The 25926-nt window shown below is 36.5% G+C and carries 25 protein-coding genes and 2 tRNA genes; 15 read left to right on the top strand and 12 right to left on the bottom strand.

Annotated elements, in window-relative coordinates:
• The first annotated feature begins 1 nt into the window (after position 1).
• Positions 2 to 826: a hypothetical protein gene (locus tag ACU8DI_RS13395; RefSeq protein WP_447113293.1), complete on the top strand. Its 825-nt coding sequence runs from the start codon at positions 2 to 4 to the stop codon at positions 824 to 826.
• 69 nt (positions 827 to 895) lie between these two features.
• On the opposite strand, the gene ACU8DI_RS13390 is transcribed toward ACU8DI_RS13395, so the two are convergent.
• Positions 896 to 1192, bottom strand: a complete 297-nt coding sequence (locus ACU8DI_RS13390) for an isoamylase early set domain-containing protein (protein WP_447113292.1) — start codon at positions 1190 to 1192, stop codon at positions 896 to 898.
• A 298-nt stretch (positions 1193 to 1490) separates the two neighbouring features.
• On the opposite strand from ACU8DI_RS13390, the gene ACU8DI_RS13385 reads away from it, so the two are divergent.
• From ACU8DI_RS13385 to lspA, 4 genes are all read left to right on the top strand, one after another.
• Positions 1491 to 2420, top strand: a complete 930-nt coding sequence (locus ACU8DI_RS13385) for a dihydrofolate reductase (protein ID WP_447113291.1) — start codon at positions 1491 to 1493, stop codon at positions 2418 to 2420.
• 82 nt (positions 2421 to 2502) lie between these two features.
• A complete protein-coding gene (locus ACU8DI_RS13380; protein WP_447113290.1) occupies positions 2503 to 4062 on the top strand; it encodes an NAD(P)/FAD-dependent oxidoreductase in 1560 nt (519 codons plus the stop codon).
• Between the two features lie 73 nt (positions 4063 to 4135).
• Entirely contained in the window at positions 4136 to 5029 is an 894-nt protein-coding gene (gene fabD / locus ACU8DI_RS13375) for an ACP S-malonyltransferase (RefSeq protein WP_447113289.1), read from the top strand.
• A 3-nt stretch (positions 5030 to 5032) separates the two neighbouring features.
• Complete coding sequence (lspA, locus tag ACU8DI_RS13370) at positions 5033 to 5530, top strand: signal peptidase II (protein ID WP_447113288.1); 498 nt, start codon at positions 5033 to 5035, stop codon at positions 5528 to 5530.
• Positions 5531 to 5562: 32 nt separating this feature from the next.
• Here lspA and ACU8DI_RS13365 read toward each other — a convergent pair whose 3' ends face one another.
• The 4 genes from ACU8DI_RS13365 to ACU8DI_RS13350 all read right to left on the bottom strand — a co-directional run bounded on the left by ACU8DI_RS13365 (position 5563) and on the right by ACU8DI_RS13350 (position 9392).
• Positions 5563 to 5754, bottom strand: a complete 192-nt coding sequence (locus tag ACU8DI_RS13365) for a hypothetical protein (RefSeq protein WP_447113287.1) — start codon at positions 5752 to 5754, stop codon at positions 5563 to 5565.
• 170 nt (positions 5755 to 5924) lie between these two features.
• Positions 5925 to 7202, bottom strand: a complete 1278-nt coding sequence (locus tag ACU8DI_RS13360; RefSeq protein ID WP_447113286.1) for an amidohydrolase family protein — start codon at positions 7200 to 7202, stop codon at positions 5925 to 5927.
• A gap of 10 nt (positions 7203 to 7212) precedes the next feature.
• Positions 7213 to 8235 (bottom strand): UDP-glucose 4-epimerase GalE, encoded by a 1023-nt coding sequence (gene galE / locus ACU8DI_RS13355; RefSeq protein ID WP_447113285.1) that lies wholly within the window; start codon positions 8233 to 8235, stop codon positions 7213 to 7215.
• 2 nt (positions 8236 to 8237) lie between these two features.
• The gene (locus ACU8DI_RS13350) at positions 8238 to 9392 is read right to left on the bottom strand and encodes a DegT/DnrJ/EryC1/StrS family aminotransferase (RefSeq protein WP_447113284.1); all 1155 of its coding nucleotides are present in this window, start codon (positions 9390 to 9392) and stop codon (positions 8238 to 8240) included.
• An 89-nt stretch (positions 9393 to 9481) separates the two neighbouring features.
• Here ACU8DI_RS13350 and ACU8DI_RS13345 point away from each other — a divergent pair, with 89 nt between their 5' ends.
• The 3 genes from ACU8DI_RS13345 to ACU8DI_RS13335 all read left to right on the top strand — a co-directional run bounded on the left by ACU8DI_RS13345 (position 9482) and on the right by ACU8DI_RS13335 (position 11425).
• Positions 9482 to 10708 (top strand): 3-deoxy-D-manno-octulosonic acid transferase, encoded by a 1227-nt coding sequence (locus ACU8DI_RS13345; RefSeq protein ID WP_447113283.1) that lies wholly within the window; start codon positions 9482 to 9484, stop codon positions 10706 to 10708.
• Positions 10709 to 10814: 106 nt separating this feature from the next.
• Entirely contained in the window at positions 10815 to 11150 is a 336-nt protein-coding gene (locus tag ACU8DI_RS13340; RefSeq protein ID WP_447113282.1) for a hypothetical protein, read from the top strand.
• Between the two features lie 23 nt (positions 11151 to 11173).
• Positions 11174 to 11425 (top strand): hypothetical protein, encoded by a 252-nt coding sequence (locus ACU8DI_RS13335; RefSeq protein ID WP_447113281.1) that lies wholly within the window; start codon positions 11174 to 11176, stop codon positions 11423 to 11425.
• A gap of 152 nt (positions 11426 to 11577) precedes the next feature.
• Here ACU8DI_RS13335 and ACU8DI_RS13330 read toward each other — a convergent pair.
• The 3 genes from ACU8DI_RS13330 to mutS all read right to left on the bottom strand — a co-directional run bounded on the left by ACU8DI_RS13330 (position 11578) and on the right by mutS (position 14469).
• Positions 11578 to 11661 (bottom strand) — tRNA-Leu (locus ACU8DI_RS13330).
• A gap of 23 nt (positions 11662 to 11684) precedes the next feature.
• Positions 11685 to 11756 (bottom strand) — tRNA-Gly (locus tag ACU8DI_RS13325).
• A gap of 100 nt (positions 11757 to 11856) precedes the next feature.
• Positions 11857 to 14469 (bottom strand): DNA mismatch repair protein MutS, encoded by a 2613-nt coding sequence (mutS, locus tag ACU8DI_RS13320; protein ID WP_447113280.1) that lies wholly within the window; start codon positions 14467 to 14469, stop codon positions 11857 to 11859.
• A gap of 120 nt (positions 14470 to 14589) precedes the next feature.
• Between mutS and ACU8DI_RS13315 the strand changes: the two genes are divergently transcribed.
• Both ACU8DI_RS13315 and ACU8DI_RS13310 read left to right on the top strand, forming a co-directional pair.
• Positions 14590 to 15132 (top strand): RNA methyltransferase, encoded by a 543-nt coding sequence (locus ACU8DI_RS13315; RefSeq protein WP_447113279.1) that lies wholly within the window; start codon positions 14590 to 14592, stop codon positions 15130 to 15132.
• Positions 15129 to 15785, top strand: a complete 657-nt coding sequence (locus tag ACU8DI_RS13310; RefSeq protein WP_447113278.1) for a methyltransferase domain-containing protein — start codon at positions 15129 to 15131, stop codon at positions 15783 to 15785. Before ACU8DI_RS13315 ends, ACU8DI_RS13310 begins: the two co-directional genes overlap by 4 nt.
• Positions 15786 to 15828: 43 nt before the next feature.
• Here ACU8DI_RS13310 and folK read toward each other — a convergent pair whose 3' ends face one another.
• Positions 15829 to 16956: a 2-amino-4-hydroxy-6-hydroxymethyldihydropteridine diphosphokinase gene (folK, locus tag ACU8DI_RS13305; protein ID WP_447113277.1), complete on the bottom strand. Its 1128-nt coding sequence runs from the start codon at positions 16954 to 16956 to the stop codon at positions 15829 to 15831.
• A gap of 71 nt (positions 16957 to 17027) precedes the next feature.
• Between folK and ACU8DI_RS13300 the strand changes: the two genes are divergently transcribed.
• The 4 genes from ACU8DI_RS13300 to rpsU all read left to right on the top strand — a co-directional run bounded on the left by ACU8DI_RS13300 (position 17028) and on the right by rpsU (position 21701).
• On the top strand, positions 17028 to 17732 hold the full coding sequence (locus ACU8DI_RS13300; protein WP_447113276.1) for a queuosine precursor transporter: 705 nt from the start codon (positions 17028 to 17030) through the stop codon (positions 17730 to 17732).
• Between the two features lie 102 nt (positions 17733 to 17834).
• Positions 17835 to 20471, top strand: coding sequence for an AsmA family protein (locus ACU8DI_RS13295; protein ID WP_447113275.1), 2637 nt, complete (start codon positions 17835 to 17837; stop codon positions 20469 to 20471).
• A 143-nt stretch (positions 20472 to 20614) separates the two neighbouring features.
• A complete protein-coding gene (locus tag ACU8DI_RS13290; RefSeq protein ID WP_447113274.1) occupies positions 20615 to 21478 on the top strand; it encodes a sigma-70 family RNA polymerase sigma factor in 864 nt (287 codons plus the stop codon).
• Between the two features lie 28 nt (positions 21479 to 21506).
• Positions 21507 to 21701: a 30S ribosomal protein S21 gene (gene rpsU, locus ACU8DI_RS13285; RefSeq protein ID WP_033957818.1), complete on the top strand. Its 195-nt coding sequence runs from the start codon at positions 21507 to 21509 to the stop codon at positions 21699 to 21701.
• Positions 21702 to 21754: 53 nt separating this feature from the next.
• On the opposite strand, the gene ACU8DI_RS13280 is transcribed toward rpsU, so the two are convergent.
• Both ACU8DI_RS13280 and ACU8DI_RS13275 read right to left on the bottom strand, forming a co-directional pair.
• Positions 21755 to 21988 (bottom strand): hypothetical protein, encoded by a 234-nt coding sequence (locus tag ACU8DI_RS13280; RefSeq protein ID WP_447113273.1) that lies wholly within the window; start codon positions 21986 to 21988, stop codon positions 21755 to 21757.
• Between the two features lie 37 nt (positions 21989 to 22025).
• Entirely contained in the window at positions 22026 to 22820 is a 795-nt protein-coding gene (locus tag ACU8DI_RS13275) for a DUF2797 domain-containing protein (RefSeq protein WP_447113272.1), read from the bottom strand.
• 43 nt (positions 22821 to 22863) lie between these two features.
• Between ACU8DI_RS13275 and ACU8DI_RS13270 the strand changes: the two genes are divergently transcribed.
• Positions 22864 to 24387: a GH3 auxin-responsive promoter family protein gene (locus ACU8DI_RS13270; RefSeq protein ID WP_447113271.1), complete on the top strand. Its 1524-nt coding sequence runs from the start codon at positions 22864 to 22866 to the stop codon at positions 24385 to 24387.
• 288 nt (positions 24388 to 24675) lie between these two features.
• Here the strand turns inward: ACU8DI_RS13270 and clpX are convergent, their stop codons facing one another.
• Positions 24676 to 25908 (bottom strand): ATP-dependent Clp protease ATP-binding subunit ClpX, encoded by a 1233-nt coding sequence (clpX, locus tag ACU8DI_RS13265; RefSeq protein WP_447113270.1) that lies wholly within the window; start codon positions 25906 to 25908, stop codon positions 24676 to 24678.
• Positions 25909 to 25926 lie beyond the last annotated feature (18 nt).

The following is a 25926-nucleotide window of genomic DNA, read 5'->3' as shown; positions in this document are numbered from 1 at the left end:
TATGAAATACCTTATTACAGCAATCTCCATGCTCTTTGGACTTGTCAGTTTTAGCCAAGAAAATACCTTAAAGCAATCTGAATTAAATTCAATAGCAGGTAAGAGTGATTCAGAGCCACTAATGGTTATTGAACATGTTCCTGTTTATCCAGGTTGTGAAAACGAAAAAAGCAATGACCTTAAAAAAAAGTGCATGTCACAAAAAATTGCTCAGCTTTTTCAGGATAATTTCAATACCGAGATCAATGAAAATTCAGATATTCATCCTGGCATGAAACGTATCGCGTTGATTTTTAAGATAGATGAAGAAGGAAAGGTTATTGATATGAAAGCTCGAGCTGAAGATACATATTTAGAGGCTGAAGCAATTCGTGTTATAAAATTGATTCCTAAAATGACTCCAGGCATACAAAAAGGGGTAGCGGTAACAGTTCCTTTTTCACTTCCACTAAACGAAGAATTAACGGCCAATAAAAACAGCTCATTAGGCAAATTTCCTGTATATAGAGGTTGTGATAAAGAATCATCGAATAAGGAGCTCGAGGCATGTTCAAAACGTAAAATCATGACTTTTATACAAATGAGCTATGATATTGAATTGGCGAGTCGCGCATTGCCTTTGGAAAAATCAACACAATTTCTATTGGAGTTCACCATTAATAAAAAAGGCAAAATAGAAAACGTGAATGCCAAAGCACATCATAAAGCTATTGCTATTGAAGCCATCAAAGTTGCCAAACGTTTACCCAAATTTAAAGAACCGGGTTTATTAGACGGTATTCCAGTGGATACACCTTTCAGTCTATTAATGACACTCTATTTTTAATACACTTATAAAACTAAAAAGAGCTTTCAACATTGAAAGCTCTTTTTTTAAGTCGTTAAGCAATAACTATTATAAATTTATAACGCCATTTTCAGCTGCTGCAAAATCATTCCAAGCATAGGCATCTGCTTGCTCGTCGTTGGCCCATTGACCATCAACTACATATCTAAACTCATAAGAGTTTTCAGTTTCCAAATCTAAGGTACCTTTAAAGGTCCCATTTTTTAATTTTTTTAATTGCCCAGCATTCTGGTTCCACTCATTGAATGTACCAACAACGGCAACTTCATTTGCTTCTTCTGCAGGTACAGAAAATGTAACCTTACATACTGGCTTGCTTTTTAAATATTGTTTTTTAATAGCCATAATAATAATGAATTAGTTTCTGGGTCAAATGTATAAAAGAAACTTTCAGTCGCAAACGAATAAAGCATTAGAAATGAAAGAATTATCAATTTGATAAATTTAAGCATACATTGATTTAATATTTATAATAAAAGTGTCTTTAGTTTGAATTGTTTTCAATAAAAAATCAACATGTTAATTGTTGATTTTCATACAGTTACGCCCTACAACGTTTGCGTAAATCGATCTGTTCATCCAAAAAAAATTATTACATCGTTTGCGTTAAATAGTGTAACTTTACAATCTTTAATTCTTTATTATGTTCGGCAAAAAAAAATCAACACCACAAATTGACAAAGAACAACTAGCTTTAATAAAATATGCTGAAAAACGTATGAAGCAAAAGAAACGCGTTTACATACATTTTGTCATCTTTTTGATAGGTGCTGTCTTTCTTATTTTGGCTAATACGGTCTTAGGTATTGGGAAGGATGTCACCATCGCTGGTCTAAATTGGTTTGTCATTGCCATCGTCATTTGGTTAGCATTCTTCATTTATCACTTTATTAGCGTTTTTATTACTCACAAATTCATGGGTAAGGATTGGGAAGACCAACAGCGTGAGTCCTTAGTAGCCAAACAGCAAGAACGTATTGATAAATTGACCCAGCAGTTCTTAAAGGAGGAAACTGAAATTGCGAAGAGCAAGGCTTATAATCTAGCTCAAGAGACCAAAGCGCATCCTCAAAAAAAAAAATCTGAATTAACCATCATCGTGGCTGCAGGTGAGAATAATGCCATTGGTAAGGACAACGACTTAATTTGGCACCTGAGTGATGATTTAAAACGATTTAAATCATTGACCAATGGTCATCACATTATTATGGGTCGTAAAACCTTTGAAAGTTTTCCTAAACCATTACCTAATCGCACCCATATCGTCATCACAAGACAAGAGGCTTACAAAGCTCCTGATGGTGTCATTGTGGTTAATAATCTCGAAGATGCTTTAGATGCAGCGAGAAGTGATACTCAGCCATTTATTATAGGAGGTGGTGAAATATATAAACAATCTATAGCCATTGCTGATAAAATTGAAATCACAAGAGTGCATCATGAATTTCCAAATGCAGACACCTTTTTTCCAAAAATAGATCTCACAAAATGGCATGAAGTCTACGCTAAATTTCATCCGAAGGATGATAAACACGCGTACGCTTTTACGTTCTTAACCTACATCAAACATTAAATGCTCAATTTATAAGTTTTAGTTTTTCACAACGTCAGGCTTTTGAAATTATTACTTTTAGTGTTTACTTTATCTTTATACCATGATCAAACAACTCCAACTTCGTATCTCACTTCAAGAAGAGCGTCAAGCTGGAATCTTGATTAATAAGGCGTCTCAACATCTCAATGTCAAAATCGAGGATATTTCCGCAGTAAAAGTGCTTCGGAAATCGATAGATGCCAGAAAAAAAACAATCATCTTAAACTATAAGGTAGACGTTTATATCAATGAACAGCCACCTGAGAACGATCAATATAGCTTTAACTATCAAGATGTAAAAAAAGCTAAGCCAATTCATATCATAGGCTTTGGTCCTGCAGGTATGTATGCCGCTTTAAGATGTATTGAATTAGGTTTTAAACCCATTGTCATAGAACGTGGAAAAAATGTTCAAGATAGACGTCGAGATCTTAAAGCCATTAATCAAAATCACTTTGTTAACGAAGATTCTAACTACTGTTTCGGTGAAGGTGGTGCCGGAACCTATAGTGATGGTAAATTATACACCAGAAGTCTCAAGCGTGGAGACGTTAGGAAAATTTTTGAAAACCTCGTTTACCATGGTGCTACAGACCAAATTCTAGTGGATGCTCATCCACATATCGGCACAAATAAACTACCAAAAGTTGTTCAGAATATTCGCGAAACTATCTTAACATACGGTGGGGAAATTCATTTTGATACACGCCTTACAGATATCATTATCGATGACCAACAAATCACATCCATCGTTTTGAATAACCGTGAAGAAATGGCTGTTGAAAAAGTTATTTTAGCTACAGGTCATTCAGCACGCGATATTTTTACATTATTACATAACAAACAGATAACGTTAGAAGCTAAATCTTTTGCTATGGGTGTACGCGTTGAGCATCCACAACAAATAATTGATGGTATTCAGTACCATTGTAAGGGCGAAGAACGTGATTCATTACTTCCAGCGGCTGCGTATAGTTTAGTTGAACAAGTGAATAACAGAGGTGTCTACTCGTTCTGTATGTGTCCTGGCGGTTTTATTGTCCCTGCCGCTACAGCCAATGGAGAAGTAGTTGTTAATGGCATGTCACCATCTAAAAGAAATAATGCCTTTGCCAATTCTGGAATTGTGGTTGAAATTAATGCCGAAAGAGATTTGAATAACTATGAAATACATGGTGCCTTGAAAGGTCTTGAATTTCAGAAGGACTTAGAGCGTTTGGCATTTACCTCAGGAGGCCGATCACAATCAGCACCAGGGCAACGACTTACAGATTTTGTAGAAGGTCGCTTATCTAAAGACCTCAATCCAACCTCATACCAACCAGGCTTAAAATCGGCTCCACTGCACTCATTACTTCCAAAAATCATAGGAGGTTCGTTACGAAAAGGTTTCAAAGCTTTTGGTGAAAAGATGAAAGGGTATTATACTTCAGAGGCAAATGTTATTGGCGTTGAATCTCGAACATCTTCTCCTGTAAATATCCCTAGAAATGATAAATTGGCACATCCTGAGCTTTTGAACTTGTTCCCTTGCGGTGAAGGTGGTGGTTACGCAGGTGGAATTATTTCTGCTGCGATGGACGGTGAACGTTGTGCAGAAGCAGCCACAGGTAATTTATAGTTGAAAGCACTTCCACTCCAAGCATTCATCATTAAGATATTATTCCTATTTTTGTCGCATAAAATTGAACACAATGAACGCATATATTTTTCCTGGTCAAGGCGCTCAATTCACAGGAATGGGTCTTGATCTCTATGAGAATTCTCCACTAGCACAAGAATTATTTGAAAAAGCCAATACTATTTTAGGGTTTCCAATCACAGATATCATGTTTGAAGGTTCTGCTGAAGATTTAAAGGAAACGAAGGTCACGCAACCAGCGATATTCTTACATTCTGTAATATTAGCTAAAACCTTAGGAGATAGTTTTCAACCAGACATGGTTGCTGGTCATTCCTTAGGCGAATTTTCTGCTTTAGTTGCTAACGGAACTTTGACTTTTGAAGACGGCTTAAAATTGGTGTCTCAGCGTGCACAAGCCATGCAAAAAGCCTGTGAATTACAGGCCAGTACGATGGCAGCTGTTCTGGGATTGGATGATGATATTGTAGAAAAAGTTTGTGCGACTACCGAAGGTATCGTCGTTGCTGCTAATTATAATTGTCCAGGACAATTGGTCATCTCTGGTGAAATTGATGCGATTACTAAGGCCTGTGAGACTTTAAAAGAAGAAGGAGCACGACGTGCATTAGTACTTCCTGTAGGAGGTGCATTTCACTCACCGTTAATGGAACCAGCTAGAGAAGAATTGGCAGCGGCTATAGAAAACACGGTATTTAGCAAACCAAAATGCCCTATTTATCAAAACGTGACAGCATCTGCTGTTATTGACGAACAAGAGATTAAGGCGAATCTCATATCACAATTAACTGCTCCTGTACGCTGGACACAGTCTGTACAACAGATGATTACGGATGGTGCTAGTCACTTTACGGAAGTAGGTCCAGGGAAAGTTTTACAAGGTTTAGTTAAAAAAATTAATAGAGAAGCTCAAACAACTTCTGCCACTTTAGAATCAAACGCTTAACCTATGCAATTATCGAGAACTGCAAGAGCGATTTGGCTTATAGTATTCAATATTGCCATTGATCAAATTTCCAAAGTCGTTGTAAGAGCAAATATTGAACCATCAGAAAGAATCAACGTTATTGGCGATTTTTTTGTCATGATGAATGTTGAAAATACAGGCGCATTTTTAGGGATGGGTAGCGATATGAGTTATCCATTAAAACTTATTTTCTTACTGCTACTTCCTGTGGGTGTTTTGGGATATTTAGTATATTATATATTAACCAATAGATCTTTAGATCGACTTACATTTATTGCACTTTGTTGTATCGCTGGAGGTGGTATTGCCAATGTCTTTGATAGAATCGCATTTGGATCAGTGACCGATTTCTTTTACTTACATCTTAATGATACTTTTAGGACTGGAATTTTCAATGTTGCAGACATGTCTGTTACCTTTGGGATGATCGTGCTTCTGTTAGCGATAATATTTCCTAAAAACAAAAAACAACAAGCATAAAAAAACCGCTTCGAGTGAAGCGGTTTTTTTATTTATTTTGCTAAACTAATATTGTCACAGTCTTTGACTTCACCATAATAGGTCTCGCGATATTTGTGAAGCGTTTTGTAAGGAATGTTTAAAAATTGTTTCTTGATATAAGTCACTTTTGTGGAGAGTGCTCCCATCTTTTTGGTAAACCTAACCTCTGGTCTGGTTTCTCTTTTAATACTGATCAATTTCATTGGTTTTCATTTATCATTAAGCTTCAAAGTAACGAAGATACCGGACCAATTCCAAGTTTTAAGTATTAAATCATTGTTAATCAATCGTTTAAATTGAAAAGTCGTAAAAATCCTAATAAATAATTATCATATCCTTATCTAGAAGTGCTATCTATTGAGAATTTGACAAGTTAATTTTTATAGATTTTTCCTTCTTTCATTACAAAAACCACGTTTTCCATGGTGCCTATATTGACAGTAGGATCCTCATTGACGGCTATAATATCGGCTAAAAAACCTGGTTGAACTTGCCCTAATTCATTCTCCATTTTCAGAATTAATGCATTGGTTATTGTCGCCGATTGGATGGTTTCCATGGCAGGCATACCCGCTTCCATCATATAGGCAAATTCCTTTCCATTTTCTCCGTGAAAAAACACACCAGCATCCGTTCCAAAGGCAATTCCAACACCTTTTTTATAGGCCTTTCCAAATGTATTTTGAATCTTAGGTCCAATATCTAAGGCCTTACCAACGATAACTTCAGGATAGTATCCTGGAATTTTAGCCTTATCGGTTACAGATTTTCCCGCAGTAATGGTTGGCACTAAATACGCATCATATTGTTTCATAAGTTCCATGGTTTCCTCACTCATCAATGTGCCATGTTCTATAGTTTTAACACCACCTTTAATGGCGCGTTGCATCCCTTCATCACCATGTGCGTGTGCTGCGACATGAAAGCCGTAATCTTTTGCGGTTTCACAAATGGCTTTAATTTCTTCTATAGAAAATTGCGGATTTTGACCACTTTTTGCAACACTTAAGACGCCACCTGTAGCCGTAATTTTAATAAGGTCAGCACCATTTTTGTAGCGCTGTCTCACTGCTTTCTTCGCATCATCAACACCATTAACAACACCGTCTTTCGGACCTGGATCACCCACTAAAGATCGCTTAGCACCATTCGTTGGATCTGCATGACCACCGGTTGTGGCTAAGGCTTTTTCCGCAGTAAAAATTCTAGGGCCAACCACTTTACCAGATGCTATCGCATTTTTTAGAGAGACATTCACACCTGTACCTCCTAAATCTCTTACAGTAGTAAAACCATTCATAAGACTAACTTCCGCATAGCGTAAAGCGTTGTAAGCTATATCGGCATCATTCAAGGTATAATCTTCGAGATAGGCTTTAGGATTCGTCTCACTTTCGATATGAACATGCATATCAATAAGACCAGGCATGACCGTTTTATCCTTGAGATCAATAATAACATCTTCTGCTGAGGATATATTAAGATAGCCATTCTCTACAGCCGTAATCTTTGAACCAGAAACAACGATGGTTTTCTCAGTAAGTACATTACCGCTTTTGGTATCAATAAGTTTTCCGCAATGCAAATACGTATTTTGCCCTAATACCGACGTTGTCAGTAAAAGTGCTAGAAGTCGAAGCATGTTTTTCATGATAGTTGATTTATAAGTTTCTAATATGTTTCTCCCAGTCCCAAGCAGATTTCATGGCCTCATCAAGTGAAGATTTAGCCTTCCAACCAAGTATCTTATTGGCTTTTTCAGTGTGTGCATAGGCAGACGTAATATCGCCTTCCCTTCTGGCTGCAAACTTGTAATTGAGATTTTGTCCCGATACTTTTTCAAACGACTTAATCACTTCCAAAACAGAACTCCCTACACCAGTGCCAACATTAAATGTTTCGTAATTCGATGTGTTTTTTTGCTCCAATAATCGTTGTAAAGCAACAACATGAGCCTTCGCCAAATCTACAACATGAATGTAGTCTCGAATACAAGTACCATCCGGAGTTTGGTAATCATTACCAAAAACCGATAAACTTTCTCGTAAACCAGCAGCTGTTTGTGTAATGTAAGGCACTAAATTTTGTGGAACACCAATAGGTAATTCTCCAATTTTAGCACTTGAATGTGCGCCAATAGGATTAAAATAACGTAAAGCAATGGCATTAAGATTGGTATTGACTTTGCACGTGTCTCGAATAATCTCCTCTCCAATCTGCTTCGTATTTCCATAAGGTGATTCTGCAGGTTGTATAGGTGCGTTTTCAGTAATAGGCATCTCTTCGGCTTGTCCATAAACAGTACATGAAGAACTAAATATAAAGTTGGATGCTGGTAATAACAAGACTTCTTTCAGAAGATAAATTAAGGTGTTCAAGTTGTTTTCGTAGTACAGTAAGGGTTTTTCAACACTTTCCCCTACGGCTTTACTTGCGGCAAAATGAATCACTCCGGAAATCGTATGGTGTTTTTTAAAAAAATCAATAACGGAAGACTCATGCTTTAAATCCAGCTTTTCGAAGATGGGTTTTGTTCCAGTAATGGATGTGATTCCATCTAAAACTTCGATTGACGAATTGGATAAATCATCTATAATCACCACTTCAAAACCCTCATTTTGAAGTTCAACGACCGTATGAGAACCAATAAATCCAAGTCCACCAGTAACAAGAATTTTCTTCATAGTTAAGAATTGACAAAATTTATAACCGTCGAAGTAATAAACGATATTTGTTCAGCATCTAATTCGGTATGCATCGGCAAAGAAATGACTTCTTTTACTAATTGATTGGTAACTGGAAAATCTGATTCATTGTATCGGTCGTCCACATAAGCTTTTTGACGATGTAAAGGGATGGGGTAATAAACACCACAAGGAATCCCTTGTTCATTTAAATGTTTTACAAGGGCATCGCGATCCACATTTTTCACACGTAAGGTATATTGATGAAACACATGACAATCACAATCACTACATATGCCAGTGCACACTGTTTTACCCGTAGGTACGATAATATTTTCTTGATCTTCAAAGGCCTTATTGTAAGCTCTTGCCGCTACTTGTCTTGCTCTATTATAACTATCGAGTCGTTCAAGTTTAATATCCAAGATTGCTGCTTGAATGGAATCTAATCTAGAATTCACACCAACCACATCATGATGATAGCGTTCATACATGCCATGATTTACAATTCCTCTAATGGTATGTGCCAGCTCATCATTATTAGTAAAAATAGCGCCACCATCACCATAGCATCCTAAATTTTTTGAAGGAAAAAAAGAGGTAGACGCAACGTCACCAATGGTTCCTGATTTAGCCTTTGTACCATCGCTGTAAGTATAGGTCGAACCAATGGCTTGCGCATTATCTTCGATAACGAATAAATTATGAGACTTTGCAATTTCCATGATGGCTTCCATATTAGCACACATCCCAAAAAGATGAACGGGTACGATCGCTTTTGTTTTTGGCGTTATGGCTTTTTTGATAGCATCAACATCAATATTGAATGTCACCGGATCAACGTCCACTAATACTGGTGTCAATTGCAATAATGCAATCACTTCAACCGTGGCTGCAAAGGTAAAATCGGCTGTGATGACTTCATCTCCTGGCTGAAGACCTAAGCCCATCATGGCAATCTGGAGTGCGTCAGTACCATTGGCACATGGAATGACATGTTTGACACCTAAATAGTTTTCTAAATTTTTCTGAAATTGATGAACTCTAGGTCCATTAATGTAAGCCGTGGAATCCAATACTTCTAATACTGACGCATCTACAGCTTCTTTTATTTTGTTATATTGACCCTTAAGGTCAACCATTTGAATTTTTTTCATACTAGACGAAATTACGAAATTCATTAGCATAAAGCAATGAATTTATTTCAAAGAACCCTATTTTAGCAAGACGATAAAACGTTCAAGCATTGTACAACCTCGGAATACATCTACTTTCATTTTTTTTAAAGCTTATAGCGCCATTCAATAGGAAAATTAAATTAGGCGTTGATGGAAGACGAAAGACCTTCAAAACGTTAAAGGAAAAACTGAATGATTCAGACCGATGCCTGTGGTTTCATTGCGCATCTTTAGGAGAATATGAGCAAGGCCTTCCTGTTTTTGAAGTACTAAAAAAAATCTATCCTGAACATACAATAGTATTGACATTTTTTTCTCCTTCAGGTTATGAAATCAGAAAAAATACGAACGTTGCAGATATCGTTGTTTATCTACCATTGGACACAAAACGAAACGCTAAGAAATTCTTAGAACTTGTGCGTCCAGAATTTACGATTTTCGTAAAATATGATATCTGGGCTCATTTTTTGATAGAATTAAAAAATCAAAATCGACGAGCCATTTTGATTTCAGCCTTATTTCGACATAATCAAATCTATTTCAAATTCTACGGAAAAAAGCAAAGAAAAGCACTCTTTAGTTTTGAGCATATGTTTGTTCAAAATCGGAATTCGAAAGACTTGTTATCAGATATCAACTACAAACATGTCACAGTTGCAGGTGACACCAGATTTGATAGGGTATATGATCAATTAGCACAGAACAACTCACTTGATTTTATTTCAGAATTTAAAGGCAATAGTATCTGCGTGGTTATTGGAAGTTCGTGGCCAGAAGATGAAAACATACTGATTCCATATATCAACAAACATGCAAGCGAGCAACTAAAATTTATTATTGCACCACACGAAATCACGTCACAACACATCAATCATATTAGAGATTCTCTTGATGGTAAATACGTCTTGTATTCTGACCAAAAATCGCAGACGTTGTCATCTGCATCGGTGTTCATCGTCGATACGATTGGTCTGCTTTCAAAAATTTACAGCTATGCTGATATCGCATATGTTGGTGGTGCCATGGGCAAAACAGGACTCCATAATATTTTGGAACCTGCTGTATTTGGAGTGCCAATCATCATTGGTCAGAACTATGAAAAATTCCCAGAGGCATCCACAATGATTGCAAATGCTGGCGTGGTATCCGTTAGTAACCAATCTGAATTAGCATCTCAATTAAATCAATTTATTTCTTCATCCACAGATCGTAAAACTTTTGGTCTAAAGAACTTTAATTTTATTAAAGAAAACAAGGGCGCAGTAGTCCAAATCACTAAATATATACGTATATAACACGTTATTCGAAATTTAGCCAATCAATAAATGTTAAATTTTTTAACTAAATTTCAATATAAGTTATTAAATTCGTGTATTAACAATTAACACTAAAACTATTACAATGAAAAAATTATTTTTAAATCTTGCCTTAGTATTGGCATTAGTGGTGTCTGTAACATCATGTAGAGAAACAAAAGAAGGTGCAGACAACGCTGCTGATGCGGTTGAAAATGCTGCCGAAGAAGCTGGAGATGCTATTGAAGAAGCTGCTGAAGCTACTGGAGACGCTCTTGAAGAAGCTGCTGATGAAGTAGAAGAAGCTGTTGACTCAATGGGTGATGATATGGAAGAAGGCGCTAATAAAATGAAAGCAGATGCTGAAGATGCAATGAATGACACTAAGGATGCAGTGAATGATGCTGCAGACAAAATGAAGGCTGAAGTAGAAAATCACTAATTTTTTTAATTAAATAAACCAAAATGAAAAAAATCATATTAAGTATCGCGTTAGTATTAGCATTAGTTGTATCTGTTTCATCATGTAGAGAAACTAAAAATGAAGCTGATAACGCTGCAGATGCCGTTGAAAACGCAACGGAAGAAGCTGCAGAGGAAACAGAAGGCGCATTAGAAAAAGCCGGAAAAGCCATTGATAAGGCTGTGGAAGAAACGGAAGAAGCTGCTGAAGCTACAGGTGAAGCTGTTGAAGAAGTAGCGGGAGACGATAACTAATTTCAGCTTTTTGTTCAAATTATAAAGCCTAGTTCCTACTAGGCTTTTTTTATGGGTAGTCATGATGGCTCGTATTCAAAATCATTACGAAGTAAACTTCCTAAGATATTAAACATAAAAAAGCCGAAACGTTTGTTTCGGCTTTTCATCTGTACTGAAGACGGGACTTGAACCCGTACGTCCTAATGGACATTGGATTTTAAGTCCAACGTGTCTACCAATTCCACCACTTCAGCTTGGTATTTCTTTTCAGGATTAGAGCGAAAGACGGGATTTGAACCCGCGACCCTCACCTTGGCAAGGTGATGCTCTACCCCTGAGCTACTTTCGCATTATAGCAATTTTTGTGACAAACTTTGTTACAATTGCGAGGGCAAATTTAAGACTTTTCTAAGAAAAGCAAAGCCTTTTTGAGAAAAAAAATATTTTTTTTATGCGCGCTTCTTTTTCAACAACATACGCTTGATTTCATTAAGTTTCATCAAGGCTTCAACAGGTGTTAATGTATCAATATCAATGTTAACGATCTCTTCCTTGATCTGCTCTAATAACGGATCGTCCAAATTAAAGAAACTCAATTGCATCTCATTCTCAAGTGTCTTTACCTTATCGGTCAGCTCTTCACTCGAATGCGACTTCTCTAATTGCTTCAAGATTTTATTAGCCCGATGGATCACTTGCTGTGGCATTCCTGCCATTTTCGCCACATGAATACCAAAGCTGTGTTCACTTCCTCCTTCAACCAGCTTTCTCAAGAATAGCACATTGTCTTTCAGCTCCTTAACAGACACATTAAAATTCTTGATTCTTTCAAATGTTGCTGACATTTCATTGAGTTCATGGTAATGCGTTGCAAAAAGTGTTTTGGCTTTACTCGGGTGTTCATGCAAATATTCACTAATAGCCCATGCAATGGAAATCCCATCATAAGTACTTGTACCACGACCAATTTCGTCTAATAAAACCAAACTTCTTTCAGAAATATTATTCAAGATGGAAGCCGTTTCATTCATCTCAACCATAAAGGTGGATTCACCCATGGAAATATTATCACTAGCACCAACCCTCGTGAAAATTTTATCTATTAAACCTATTTCAACACTCTCAGCAGGTACAAAACTTCCCATTTGTGCCAAAAGCACAATCAAGGCTGTTTGACGTAATATCGCCGATTTACCAGACATATTAGGTCCTGTAATCATAATGATTTGTTGCTGTTCTCTGTCTAAATAAACATCATTGGCTATATAAGGTTCGCCATGCGGTAATTGCTTTTCAATGACAGGATGCCTCCCATTTTTAATATTGAGCGAAAACCCTTCTGTTATGGAAGGTCTAGAATAATTATTCTCTGTCGCTAATTTTGCAAATCCACACAAACAATCCAATTGGGCTATCAATGCTGCATTCTTCTGAACAGGTTTTATGAATTGTCCAATCCAATTTACCAATTCTGCAAATAGCTGCTGTTCAATAAGTAAAATACGCTCTTCTGCTCCCAATATCTTCGTCTCATATGTTTTGAGCTCTTCTGTAATATAGCGCTCAGCACTAACCAAGGTCTGTTTGCGAATCCAATCTTCAGGCACCTTATCCTTATGCGTGTGTCTCACTTCAATATAATACCCGAAAACATTATTGGAAGCAATCTTTAGAGAGGTAATACCTGTACGCTGACTCTCTCGCTCTAACATTTGATCCAAATAATCCTTTCCAGATGCCGACAGCTCTCGAAGCTCTTTTAGTTCCGAAGAGAAATCTGATGAAATGGTTTGACCTTTTAAAATATTGACTGGAGCCTCTTCATTTAAAGTTGCTTTAATGCGCTCACGAAGCGCTTCACAAGCATCCAATTGATTTCCCAAGTCCTGCAAAGCTTTATGATCTATTTGACTAATCAATGCTTTTATAGGCACTATGGCTTCCAAGGCGTTTTTCAATTGAATGACCTCACGAGGTGTGATTTTAGCAGTGGCCACTTTTGAAATTAAGCGTTCAATATCACCTATTTGATTTAACTGATGCTGCACATTCCCAAGAAGAACGGCATCATCTTTTAAAAACGCTACCACATCGTGCCGCTCATTTATCTTATCCAGATCTACTAGAGGTAATGCCAACCATCGTTTGAGAAGTCGGCCTCCCATTGGAGAAATAGTTTTATCAATGACCTCAATTAAAGTCACCGCGTTTTGGTTGGTAGAATGGTATAGTTCTAGATTCTTAATAGTGAATCGATCCATCCAAACATGAGCGCCTTTTGACAAGCGCTGAATGCTTGTAATATGCTCTAATTTATGGTGTTGTGTTTCACTCAAATAATGCAAAACAGCACCTGAGGCCACAATCCCTTCATATAAATCGTCGACTCCAAAACCTTTGAGAGACGCAATTTTAAAATGTTTTCGTAAGGTCTCATTGGCGTAATCATCCTGAAATACCCAATCCTCCAAAAAGAAAGCATGAAAATCATCGCCGAAAGCATCTGCGTACTTTTTTCGATTCGGTTTGGATACCAGGACTTCACTGGGTCTGAAATTCTGAAGTAATTTATCAACATACTCAGGATTGCCTTGAGACATGAGAAACTCACCTGTTGACACATCTAAAAAAGACACTCCAACAGTGTTGATTCCAAAATAAACAGCCGCCAGAAAATTATTGGTTTTGGAATGCAGTATATCATCATTTAAAGCAACACCAGGTGTCACCAATTCAGTAACACCACGTTTAACAATAGTCTTGGTTTGTTTAGGATCTTCCAATTGATCACAAATAGCCACACGCTCTCCAGCCTTAACCAATTTAGGTAAATAGGTATTTAACGAATGATGAGGAAAACCAGCCAATTCCGTTTCCGTTTCACTCCCAGCCCCTCTTTTTGTCAATATAATATCGAGAATTTTAGACGCTCTTATCGCATCTTCTCCAAAAGTCTCATAGAAATCACCCACTCTAAACAATAACAAAGCATCCGGATATTTCGCCTTGATGGTATTATACTGTTTCATTAATGGTGTTTCCTTTTTTGCTTTTTTAGCCAATGGTATTCTCTTTTAAAGTGTATTTTTGTTGAAATTGTAAGACTGCTAAAGTACTTATAATTTGAAGGTTTCTAAAACCGAAACCTTATAAGTTATCTACAAATAGCATAAGATTTTAACATGCGAAAACTCAAAAACAGCGAACTCGATAGATTGGACGTAGAGGCGTTCAAACAAGCTAAAAAGACACCCTTGATTATCGTGTTAGATAACATCCGGAGCTTGAATAATATTGGGTCTGTCTTTCGAACCAGTGATGCTTTTTTAATTGAAAAAATATATTTATGTGGTATTACCGCAACGCCTCCACATAACGATATTAGAAAAACAGCTTTAGGAAGCACAGAGACCGTAGATTGGTCTTATGCTGAACATACACTTGAGGTCGTTGAACAATTAAAGTCTGAAAATATAAAAGTTGTCGCTATAGAACAAGCTGAGCGTGCTACCATGCTCTATGACTTTTACCCAGAAGATGGTCAAACTTATGCCTTGGTTTTTGGAAATGAAGTCAAAGGAGTTGCTCAAGATGTGGTGAATGCGAGCGATATGGTGATTGAAATTCCTCAATTTGGCACCAAACACTCTTTAAACATCTCGGTGAGTTGTGGCCTTGTAGTTTGGGATTTATTTTCTAAAATCACAAAACCAATAAATTCTTGAATAAACGCAATAAAAGTCCGTGGCCAACTATAAAGGTCATGGAACAAATTTATGACGAGCACCTTTGGGGTGGGACTGATTTTGATTTTTACTCTGGTGAAGGCTCGCACGATCCAAAAATTGTAAATCCGTATTTAGAGGCAGTTAGCTCTTTTTTAGAATCTCACAACAGGTCTTTAGTCGTCTGTGATTTAGGCTGTGGCGATTTTAATATTGGAAAACAACTCCTGAAATATTCCAAATGCTATATAGGGATTGATATTGTTGAGAAACTCATCGAAAGAAATAAAACCAAGTATCAAGAAGGAAACCTCCAATTTGATTGTATGGATATCGTCAAAGACGAACTTCCAAAGGCAGATTGCGCCATTTTAAGACAAGTGCTTCAGCATTTATCAAATAAAGAGATTGAAACCATTTCGAAGAAACTATCAATTTATAAATATCTCATTTTAACTGAACATATGCCGATAGGTCATTTTATTCCGAATCGCGATATGATAACTGGTCAAGGCAACAGGCTCAAATACAAAAGTGGTGTTGATTTGCTCCAAGCACCATTTCATCTCAAGATAAAAAGCCAACAGGTCTTGTGTACATCAAAAATAAGTGAAAACGAAGGTCAAATCGTAAGCATTTTGTACGAATTGTGACATTTACTTCATAACCTATGTACTGTTTTACGCATCCATAGACTCATTCGTTAATCTCTCCGAGCAACCAAACATAATCTCTCCTATTATTCACAAAGTCCTTGTCGGAAACATCAATGATTTTTACATTCAATTCGGTTTGGTTTTTTAAAAACTCCAAATAGCCAGCATTGATTTTTTCCAGATAGGCATCATCAATATTTTGTTCATAATCGCGTCCGCGTTTTTTGATATTCTCTTGCAGTCGTTCGGTATTCTGATAAAGATAGACATACAGTTCTGGCTTAGCGATATCCTTGTACATGAGATAAAAAAGCTTTCTGTACAGTTTGAATTCATCTTCTGGCAACGTAATCTTCGAAAAAATTAAAGATTTATAAATATCATAATCGCTTACAATAAAGTCTTTAAAGAGATCCAATTGCGACAAATCATCACTTATTTGCTGATAGCGATCTGCCAAAAAAGACATTTCCAAGGTAAAGGCATAACGTTGTGGCTCTTGATAGAATTTTGGCAGAAATGGATTATCTGCAAAACGCTCCAAAATCAGTTTTGCATTAAAATCGTTAGATATTTGATGCGCCAAACTTGTTTTTCCCGCTCCGATATTACCCTCTATTGCGATGTAATTAAATTTGGAAAAATCATATTGTCGTGTCGGATTTTTCAACCAGATATTAATGGCTTCAATCTCACTGTGGTCGGCACATTCAGATTGTAAATCGGTCATACTTTTCTTCAGAACTGGGTGTTCCAACTTAGGCGCAATATCTTTCAAAGGTTGTAAGACAAATTGCCGATTTTGAATTTCAGGATGCGGGACAACCAGATGTTCACTTTTCAATATGCACGTGTCGTAAAACAAAATGTCCAAATCAATGATTCTGGATTCGTAAGTGTCGGACTGCCTTTTTTCACGACCCATTCGCTTTTCGATTTGCTGGAGTTTATCCATAACCTTCTCTGCCGAAAAGGTGGTTTCAAGCACTAGACAAGTATTCAAGAAATCGTCGCCATCAAACCCTACGGCTGGTGTATTGTAAACCTTAGCGATATTATGAATGGTACCTATTTCGGAAAAAATCAAATCAACAGCATCCTGCAGATGCTTAAATCTGTCGCCTTTATTACTGCCTAGAGCGATGTAAACGTGATGGGTTGCATTCATAATGAGATGTCAAAATAATGAAAAGAAAATCACTTTGACGTATATTTACAGTAAGTTTTTATTCACAATTTATGACCTTAAAAGACAAACTTGCCGCACAGCGAATCTACTTATTTTTAGCCGCTCTTTTTATCACGTCTCTCGTAGTATCCAATCTTATTTTTCAGAAGTTTTTCTACTGGTATCCTTTTGATGTTGAAATTTTTGGAGCCAAATTATTTGAAATTTCAGTGGGTATTTTACCTTATCCAATAACGTTTTTAATAACCGATTTAATCAGTGAGATCTACGGCAAAAAGCGCGCTAACCAAGTGGTCATCGCTGGTATTTTTGCTTCTGTATTTTCTTTGCTTATTATTTTAGTGTCAAGTCAAGTTCCGGCCACCTCTTGGTCGTATGTGGATGACGAGACCTTCTCATTAGTGTTTGGCAATTCTGCTATTGCCGTATTTGCGAGTATGATTACCTATCTTTTTGCGCAATTTGTAGACATTCAAATCTATCATTTTTGGAAGCGTTTAACGAGAGGAAAGCACTTATGGCTGAGGAACAATTTTTCCACATGGTTTTCCCAATTTGTGGATACCTTCACCATATTGATATTGCTGTGCACTTTCGGAATAATTCCTTGGGAAAACTTTCAAGGCCTCCTAATTAGTGGGTTTCTTTTTAAGGTCATTGTTGCCGCCTGCGACACACCTCTACTCTATATAGGTGTATACCTATTCAAAAAGAGATTTAAACTAAAAGTAAATGAAGAAATAGCACTTATCTAACCAGCAAATCATTCTACCGAATGGGTTAAAATTATATTAAACTTTTGATTTAATTAGTCGTATATTCTATTCTTAACGTATCTAAAGATATAACATAACCTCATGAAGAAAGCATTTAAAATTATCGGGATTACAGTACTCATTATTTTCTTTTTACTTCTGGCAATACCTTTTGCATTTCAAGGTCAAATTAAAGACATCGTTAAAACCTATATCAATGATAATCTCAATGCCAAAGTTGAATTCAGCGATGTGAGCTTGAGTTTTATTAGAAGCTTTCCGCAAGCACATGTAACAGTCGATGATCTGATTATAACTAATTACAAACCTTTTGAGAATGAAACGTTTGCGACTGCGAAGAACATCGCCTTCACCATGTCTGTGAAAGAATTATTCAAAACTGCCAGTGAGGATCCTATCGTTGTGAATTCCATTAATATCGACGAGGCCTTGTTAACACTGAAAACCGATAAGCTTGGCAATAACAATTACGACATTACCAAAACCAAAGAAACCACCAATACAACAGCAGACTCTACTGGAGGTTTTGCCTTTGATATTGAGGATTACAAAATTAATAACAGTGCTTTTACCTATTTGGATGAAGGCTCTAATATTCAGATTTATATTTCAGAACTCAATCATTCTGGTCATGGCACGTTTTCTGAAACCGCTTCGGAATTAGATACTAAAACGACAGCAAATATGAGCATGACCATAGATAGTACTAATTATCTGAATCAAAATCATATCAAGTTAGATGCGCTTCTCGGTATGAACCTGAAAGATCAAAAATATACCTTCCTTGAAAACAAAGGTTACATCAATCAGTTACCTTTGGTTTTTAAAGGATATGTGCAACAGTTGGAACACGGTCAAGATATTGATATCACTTTTCAGAATCCTGAATCATCCTTTAAAGATTTCCTTGCGGTAATTCCAGAAACCTATTCAAAAAATATTGAGGATGTAGAAACCTCTGGTGATTTTAAGGTGAACGGCATCATCAAAGGAAAAGTTTCAGAAACAACTATCCCGACGCTCGACATTAATATCACCTCAAATAATGCGTCGTTCAAATATCCGGATTTACCGAAACGTGTCAGTAATATAACTATCAATGCTGCCGTCAAGAATACGACAGGTAATTCTGACGATACGTTTGTTGATATCCAACAATTGGATTTTAAAATTGATGAAGATATGTTTCGATCCAATGCAACCATTCAAAATTTAACTAAAAACATGCTTGTCAATGCCGATCTTGATGGCACCATCAACCTTGCTAATTTCACAAAAGCCTATCCCATCGATTTTGACAAAGAATTAAGTGGTATTCTGAAAGGGAAACTCAATACGTCATTTGACATGAACGCGATTGAAACGAATGCCTATGCTCGCATTAAAAACAATGGTAGTGTTAGCCTGACTAACTTTGTGTTTTCATCGGAAGACATTGTGAACCCTATCCAAATTAACAAGGCGAATATGACCTTCACACCGGGAAATGTGTCCCTCAATAATTTTGACGCTATCACAGGATCTAGTGATTTTAGTGCCAACGGAACCATTAAAAATTTACTGGGTTTTTTATTGAGCGACAAAAACCTTCAAGGAAATTTCAATGTGAACTCAAATAATTTTGTTTTAAGTGATTTTATGGTAGAGGACACATCTGCTTCGGAAACATCCAATAAAACCACTTCAGCAAATGAATCCTTAAAAATTCCAGACTTCTTGGATTGTACTATCAATGCCAACGCTAAAACTGTTGTGTACGACAACTTAACGCTAAAAGATGTTAACGGCACGCTTATAGTGAAAGACCAAGAAGCTAATCTCAAGAATTTAACATCGAATCTTTTTAATGGTGTTTTAGCACTCACAGGAAAAGTTTCAACTAGAACAGACATACCTACCTTCAATTTGAATTTGGGAGCCGAAGGTTTTGATATTTCTCAATCATTTAGAGACTTAGAGCTGTTGCAGAACTTAGCGCCAATTGCCAAGGCTCTGCAAGGAAAACTGAACACGATGATCTCATTACAAGGTACTTTGGATAGCGAATTTACACCTAATTTAAGTACGATTTCTGGAGATGCTTTAGCCGAATTGCTCACAACTAGTATTTCTCAAAATGAAGCATCCATCTTAAGTAAGCTCACTGGCGCTCTTAATTTTATTGATTTTGATAAGATTAATTTAAATGATATCAAAACACAGTTTCAATTTGCCAACGGATTAGTAAAAGTAAAACCGTTTAACTTAAAATACGAAGACATCAATATAGTTGTGTCAGGATCTCATGGTTTTGATAAGACCATGAATTATGAAGCTGTCTTTGAGGTGCCTGCCAAATATTTGGGCAGTCAAGTGAATCAATTATTAGGTAAAATAGACGATCCTGAAGTGAATAAAATAACGATTCCTGTGACGGCGAATATCTCAGGAACATATACTAGTCCGCAAGTTCAAACCGATTTAACAAGTGGTGTTTCGAATTTAACGCAGCAATTGATTAAAATAGAGAAAGAAAAATTACTGAATAAAGGAAAAACGGAGATTAAGAATATTCTCGGTGGCATTATGGGAGGCAACAATAACAATACGACGCCTAAAGATTCCACGACGATTAAAACGGATACTACAAAAACCAATACCGTGACGGAAGGGGTCAAAGATATTTTAGGTGGATTACTAAAGAAGAAGAAAAAGGAAAAAGATTCCACAAATAATTAGTGATTTCCACTTCAAACGTTAAAAAAAGATTAAAAAACATCCTTTTTTCAATCTTTTTCATAAAGAAACAACATTTTATTTGCTTTTCTCAAATTAAAAGTTATGTTGTACTCTTGCAAACTTCTTAAAACACACAATAATATATGAGGCAATTAAAAATTACCAAACAAGTTACCAACCGTGAATCCAAATCCTTAGACAAATACCTACAAGACATCAGTAAGTTACCAATGATCACTGCTGAAGAAGAAGTTGAATTAGCGCAACGGATAAGAGAAGGCGATCAATTGGCTTTGGACAAACTCACAACGGCTAACTTACGTTTCGTGGTTTCTGTTGCTAAACAATACCAAAATCAAGGCTTAACACTTCCAGATTTAATCAATGAAGGTAATGCTGGATTGGTAAAAGCAGCTAAACGCTTTGATGAAACTCGAGGTTTTAAATTTATTTCTTACGCTGTTTGGTGGATCAGACAAGCAATTTTACAAGCTTTAGCAGAACAATCTCGAATAGTTAGATTACCTTTGAACAAAATTGGTTCAATAAATAAAATCAATAAGACGTTCTCATTTTTAGAGCAGAAGCATGAACGCCCACCAAGCGCTCAAGAAATTGCACAAGAATTGGACATGACTGTCACAGAAGTTAAGCAGTCCTTAAAGAATTCTGGTAGACATTTATCAATGGATGCGCCTTTAAAAGAAGGTGAAACATCTAGTTTGTATGATGTTGTTAAATCTGGTGAATCACCAAATCCTGACAAGGAGTTAATGCAAGAGTCATTGAATGTTGAAATCAACAGAGCTCTGGATACCTTATCTCAAAAAGAAAGTGACGTGATACGTTTAAATTTCGGATTGAGTAATGAACCGCCAATGACATTAGATGAAATTGGAGCAACCTTTGATTTAACAAGAGAGCGTGTTAGACAAATAAGAGAAAAAGGAATTAAGCGTTTACGACAAGATTCCAAAAGTAAAATTTTAAAAACGTATTTAGGATAGCCCTAAACCCATAACCACAAGTATTACAATGATAAAAATTTTAGTAAAAGAAGGAGAAAGCATTGAACGTGCTTTAAAGCGTTACAAAAGAAAACACCGTAACGTCAAAACAATGCAAAACATTCGTGAAAACCAATTTTTCACGAAACCATCGGTAAAAAGAAGACGTGAAATCCAGAAGGCTGGTTACATTCAAAACTTGAGAGATCAAGAGGATATATAAGCGTTTTTCACATACATATAAAAGTCATATTTCTTCTGAAATGTGACTTTTTTTTATCGGTAGTTGTCTGTTTCTGACACATTATAATCTTGGTAAAAGTCCTTGAACGTTTTGGTTGTGGTATAGTTATCTGAAAGCACTTTATACACCATGACCAATAAGGCCAATTGTCCTAAGCACATCAAAAGAAACACAACATTGAAAGAAACGCCCACCGCTACAGCAATAGTTAACAACACGAGAAGAACGGTCGCTAACCCTACATAAAAGGCAACAGAAATTTTCATGGTTTTCTTTTGAAGTTACAAAAAAGATCTGACAAACTCAATCGATGCTAATATTCACCACGAGTCCTTCATTAGCTCTAACATTGAAAACGGTGTTATCTTCAAAAATTAGATACTGTCCTTTGACACCCATCAACTTACCAGTATACAGTTGCTCCTTTTCTATATTTAAACTTTTCGGTTTCTCAGGATACTGCAATACCGGAAATTTAAGATTTGTTTCAGTATTACTGGCAATAAAATAATCTTTGGCCTCTTCAGGAATATAACCTTTCAATCGCTCTCGCCATTCTACCAAATCTTCATCTTCAATATCATTCTTCAACATTTTACGCCAATTGGTTTTATCAGCTACGTGCTCTTTTAAGGCGACTTCAGTGACACCTGCCAAATAGCGATTAGGTACTTCCACAATTTCAATCGCCTCATGAGCGCCTTGATCAATCCATCGCGTGGGAACTTGAGACTTTCGTGTTACACCTACTTTAACGTTACTAGAATTAGCTAAATAAACAATATGAGGTTGCAATTGCACCTTCTTTTCATAGTCTAAATCACGATCTTCTTTGCCTAAATGAGCGGTACTCAATTCTGGTCTCATAATCCAGTCTGCTGCCTGTGGAATATCGAAAAAGCAATCTCTACAGAAGCCTTGCCTGTATATCGGTTTGTCTAATCCGCAATTTAAGCACTGGTATTTTACAAATTCAATTGTAACCGATTTTCCCAATAACTGATTCATATTCAGGAAATCATTTTCCAATATCAAAAAATACTGGATAGGCTCATCTAACTCGGTTTGCATTTTTGTTAAAACACCTTGATAAAACATATGAAAAAAAGTATTATTTTTAAAACTTAAAGATACTATAAAAATGCCGATTCCTTTAGTAAATTCTATTGCTTCATGGTTTTTAAAAAAACGATTTGACCAGATCGAATTGTTTTTAAAATATCCAAATGAAGTACAAAACGAATTACTATTTCACCTCCTTTACACTGCTAAGGATACTGAAATTGGCAAAAGATATGGGTTTGGGACGATTACCAATTATAAAACGTTTTCAGAGCGTGTTCCCATCTCTTCTTACGAAGATTATCAAGACATTATTGAACGCTCAAGAAATGGCGAATCCAATATTTTCTGGCCCAATCCTATTAAGTGGTTTGCAAAATCTAGTGGTACTACCAACGCCAAAAGCAAATTCATTCCTGTAAGTTCAGAATCGCTTGAAGAATGTCATTATGCAGCAAGCAAAGATCTCTTATGTATGTACCTCAACAATAATGAAGACGCCCAACTCTTTACAGGAAAAAGTCTGAGATTAGGAGGTAGCAAAGAATTGTACAAAGAGAATGGTACGGTATTCGGTGATTTGTCCGCCATCCTTATTGATAATATGCCATTTTGGGCAGAATTCAGTAGTACACCAAGTAGTAAAGTCTCTTTAATGAGTGATTGGGAACAAAAAATGCAAGCCATTGTTGATGAAACCAGAAATGAAAATGTGACGAGTTTGGCTGGTGTACCGTCATGGATGCTCGTACTCCTTAACAATGTCTTAGATAGTACTGGAGTAGATAGCTTATTTGATGTTTGGCCTAATTTAGAAGTTTATTTTCATGGAGGTGTGAGTTTTGTACCATATGAATATCAGTACAAAGCTATTCTTCCAAAATCCAACTTCAAATATTACGAAATTTACAATGCCTCGGAAGGGTTTTTCGCCATTCAGGATCAAAATAACAGTAGCGAATTATTGCTCATGTTAGACTATGGGATTTTTTATGAATTCATCCCAATGGATGTCTATGGTAATCCCAATCAACATGTCATCCCTTTGAGCGAGGTTGAAGTTGGTAAAAATTACGCCGTTATCATTACGACTAACGCAGGACTTTGGCGTTACAAAATAGGCGACACCGTTCGTTTTACTTCAATTGATCCCTATCGAATTAAAGTATCTGGCCGAACCAAACATCATATCAATGCCTTTGGTGAAGAGTTGATCATTGAAAATGCAGAAGCCGCACTCAAGGAAGTATGTTTTTCTACCAACGCGGAAATTGTCGATTATACAGCTGCTCCTATTTTTATGAATGGCAAAGCGAAAGGCTCTCATGAATGGCTCATCGAATTTAAAAAAGCACCTGACAGTATCGAACAATTTAATCAATTGTTGGATTCAGCTTTACAATCCTTGAATTCAGATTACGAAGCGAAGCGACTCAATAATATGACTTTAAATATGCCAAAAATACATGTGGCACGTGAGCGCTTATTCTATGATTGGTTAAAAAAATGCAATAAATTAGGTGGACAACATAAAATCCCGAGGCTATCGAACAGTCGAGAATATATGGACGAGTTACTTCATTTAAACGATATAACTAAATAGTCGAATAATCCTACAAAGTTTGAAAAACCCGATGAATGACACGGCTTCACTCCAGACAACGAATATATGTTAGTGTTTGTCCAAAAGTGATTCATCGCACTTTTTATCTCGATGTAATCACTCTATATTTACGAAGTCTTTAAAGATGTACAAGCATTAATTAAGACAAAAAAAAGAGACTAAAATTATTCAAGATATTGTTTAGCAATATTAGTTTTTAAATCCAATAAAAAAACCACTCTCGGGAAAGAGTGGTTTCTTTTTTTTTTTAAGTGTATCCAGACTTCTTTAAGATACTGCTTTCAACTTTTTCAAGGTGGTTTTTGTCAACTTGTTTTCAGCATAAGACTTGGTAACATTCAACTTATTCTCACCAGAACTTGGCATTTCAAACATCGCATCGGTAAGGATTTCTTCACAAAGTGAACGCAGTCCTCTGGCACCTAATTTATATTCTATCGCCTTTTCAACAATATAGTCTAAGGCACCATTAGTAATGGTAAATTCAATTTCATCCATATCAAACAGTTTCTTGTATTGCTTGATAATAGCATTTTTAGGCTCTGTTAAAATAGCCCTTAAGGTATTCGCATCTAACGGATCCATATACGTCAAGACTGGCAAACGCCCAATAATCTCAGGAATCAAGCCAAAATCTTTTAAATCCTTTGGAATAATATATTGTAACATGTTGTCCTTGTCTACAATCTCATCGTCATGCGAAGATTTATAGCCAATGGCAGCCATGTTCAAACGTTTTGAAATCACACGTTCGATACCATCAAAAGCACCTCCTGCAATAAATAGAATATGCTCGGTATTGACCTCAATAAATTTTTGATCTGGATGTTTCCGACCACCTTTAGGCGGCACATTAACAACAGTACCTTCTAGTAATTTTAGCAAGGCTTGCTGAACACCTTCTCCTGAGACATCTCTTGTAATTGAAGGGTTATCACTCTTACGAGCAATTTTATCAATTTCGTCAATAAAGACAATCCCTTTCTCAGCCTTCTCTAGATTATAATCTGCCGCTTGCAGTAAACGCGTTAAGATACTTTCCACATCTTCACCAACATATCCAGCCTCTGTAAGTACTGTTGCATCAACAATGGCCAAAGGCACATTGAGCATTCTAGCGACTGTTTTTGCCATCAAGGTCTTACCTGTCCCTGTTTGACCTACCATGACAATATTCGATTTTTGAATCTCAATATCATCATCCGTAGGAGGCTGTAGCAAACGCTTATAATGGTTGTAAACAGCCACTGACATGACTTTTTTGGTATACTCCTGACCTATAATATATTCGTCAAGAAACGCTTTGATCTGCTGTGGCTTCTTCAGCATTAACTCTGAAGACAGCTCCGCATTATCAGTTTGCTTTGATTCTTCCAGAACGATACCATGTGCTTGCTCTATGCAACGATCACATATATGCGCATCCAGTCCTGCGATTAATAAATTAGTTTCAGGCTTTTTCCTTCCACAAAATGAACATTCTAATTCTTCCTTTGCCATAACTTTTTAATTCCTGAT

The sequence above is a fragment of the Psychroserpens sp. BH13MA-6 genome (assembly GCF_052983595.1).
Note: the sequence above shows the minus strand (reverse complement) of the source record. Positions and strands in the feature narration are given on the sequence as shown.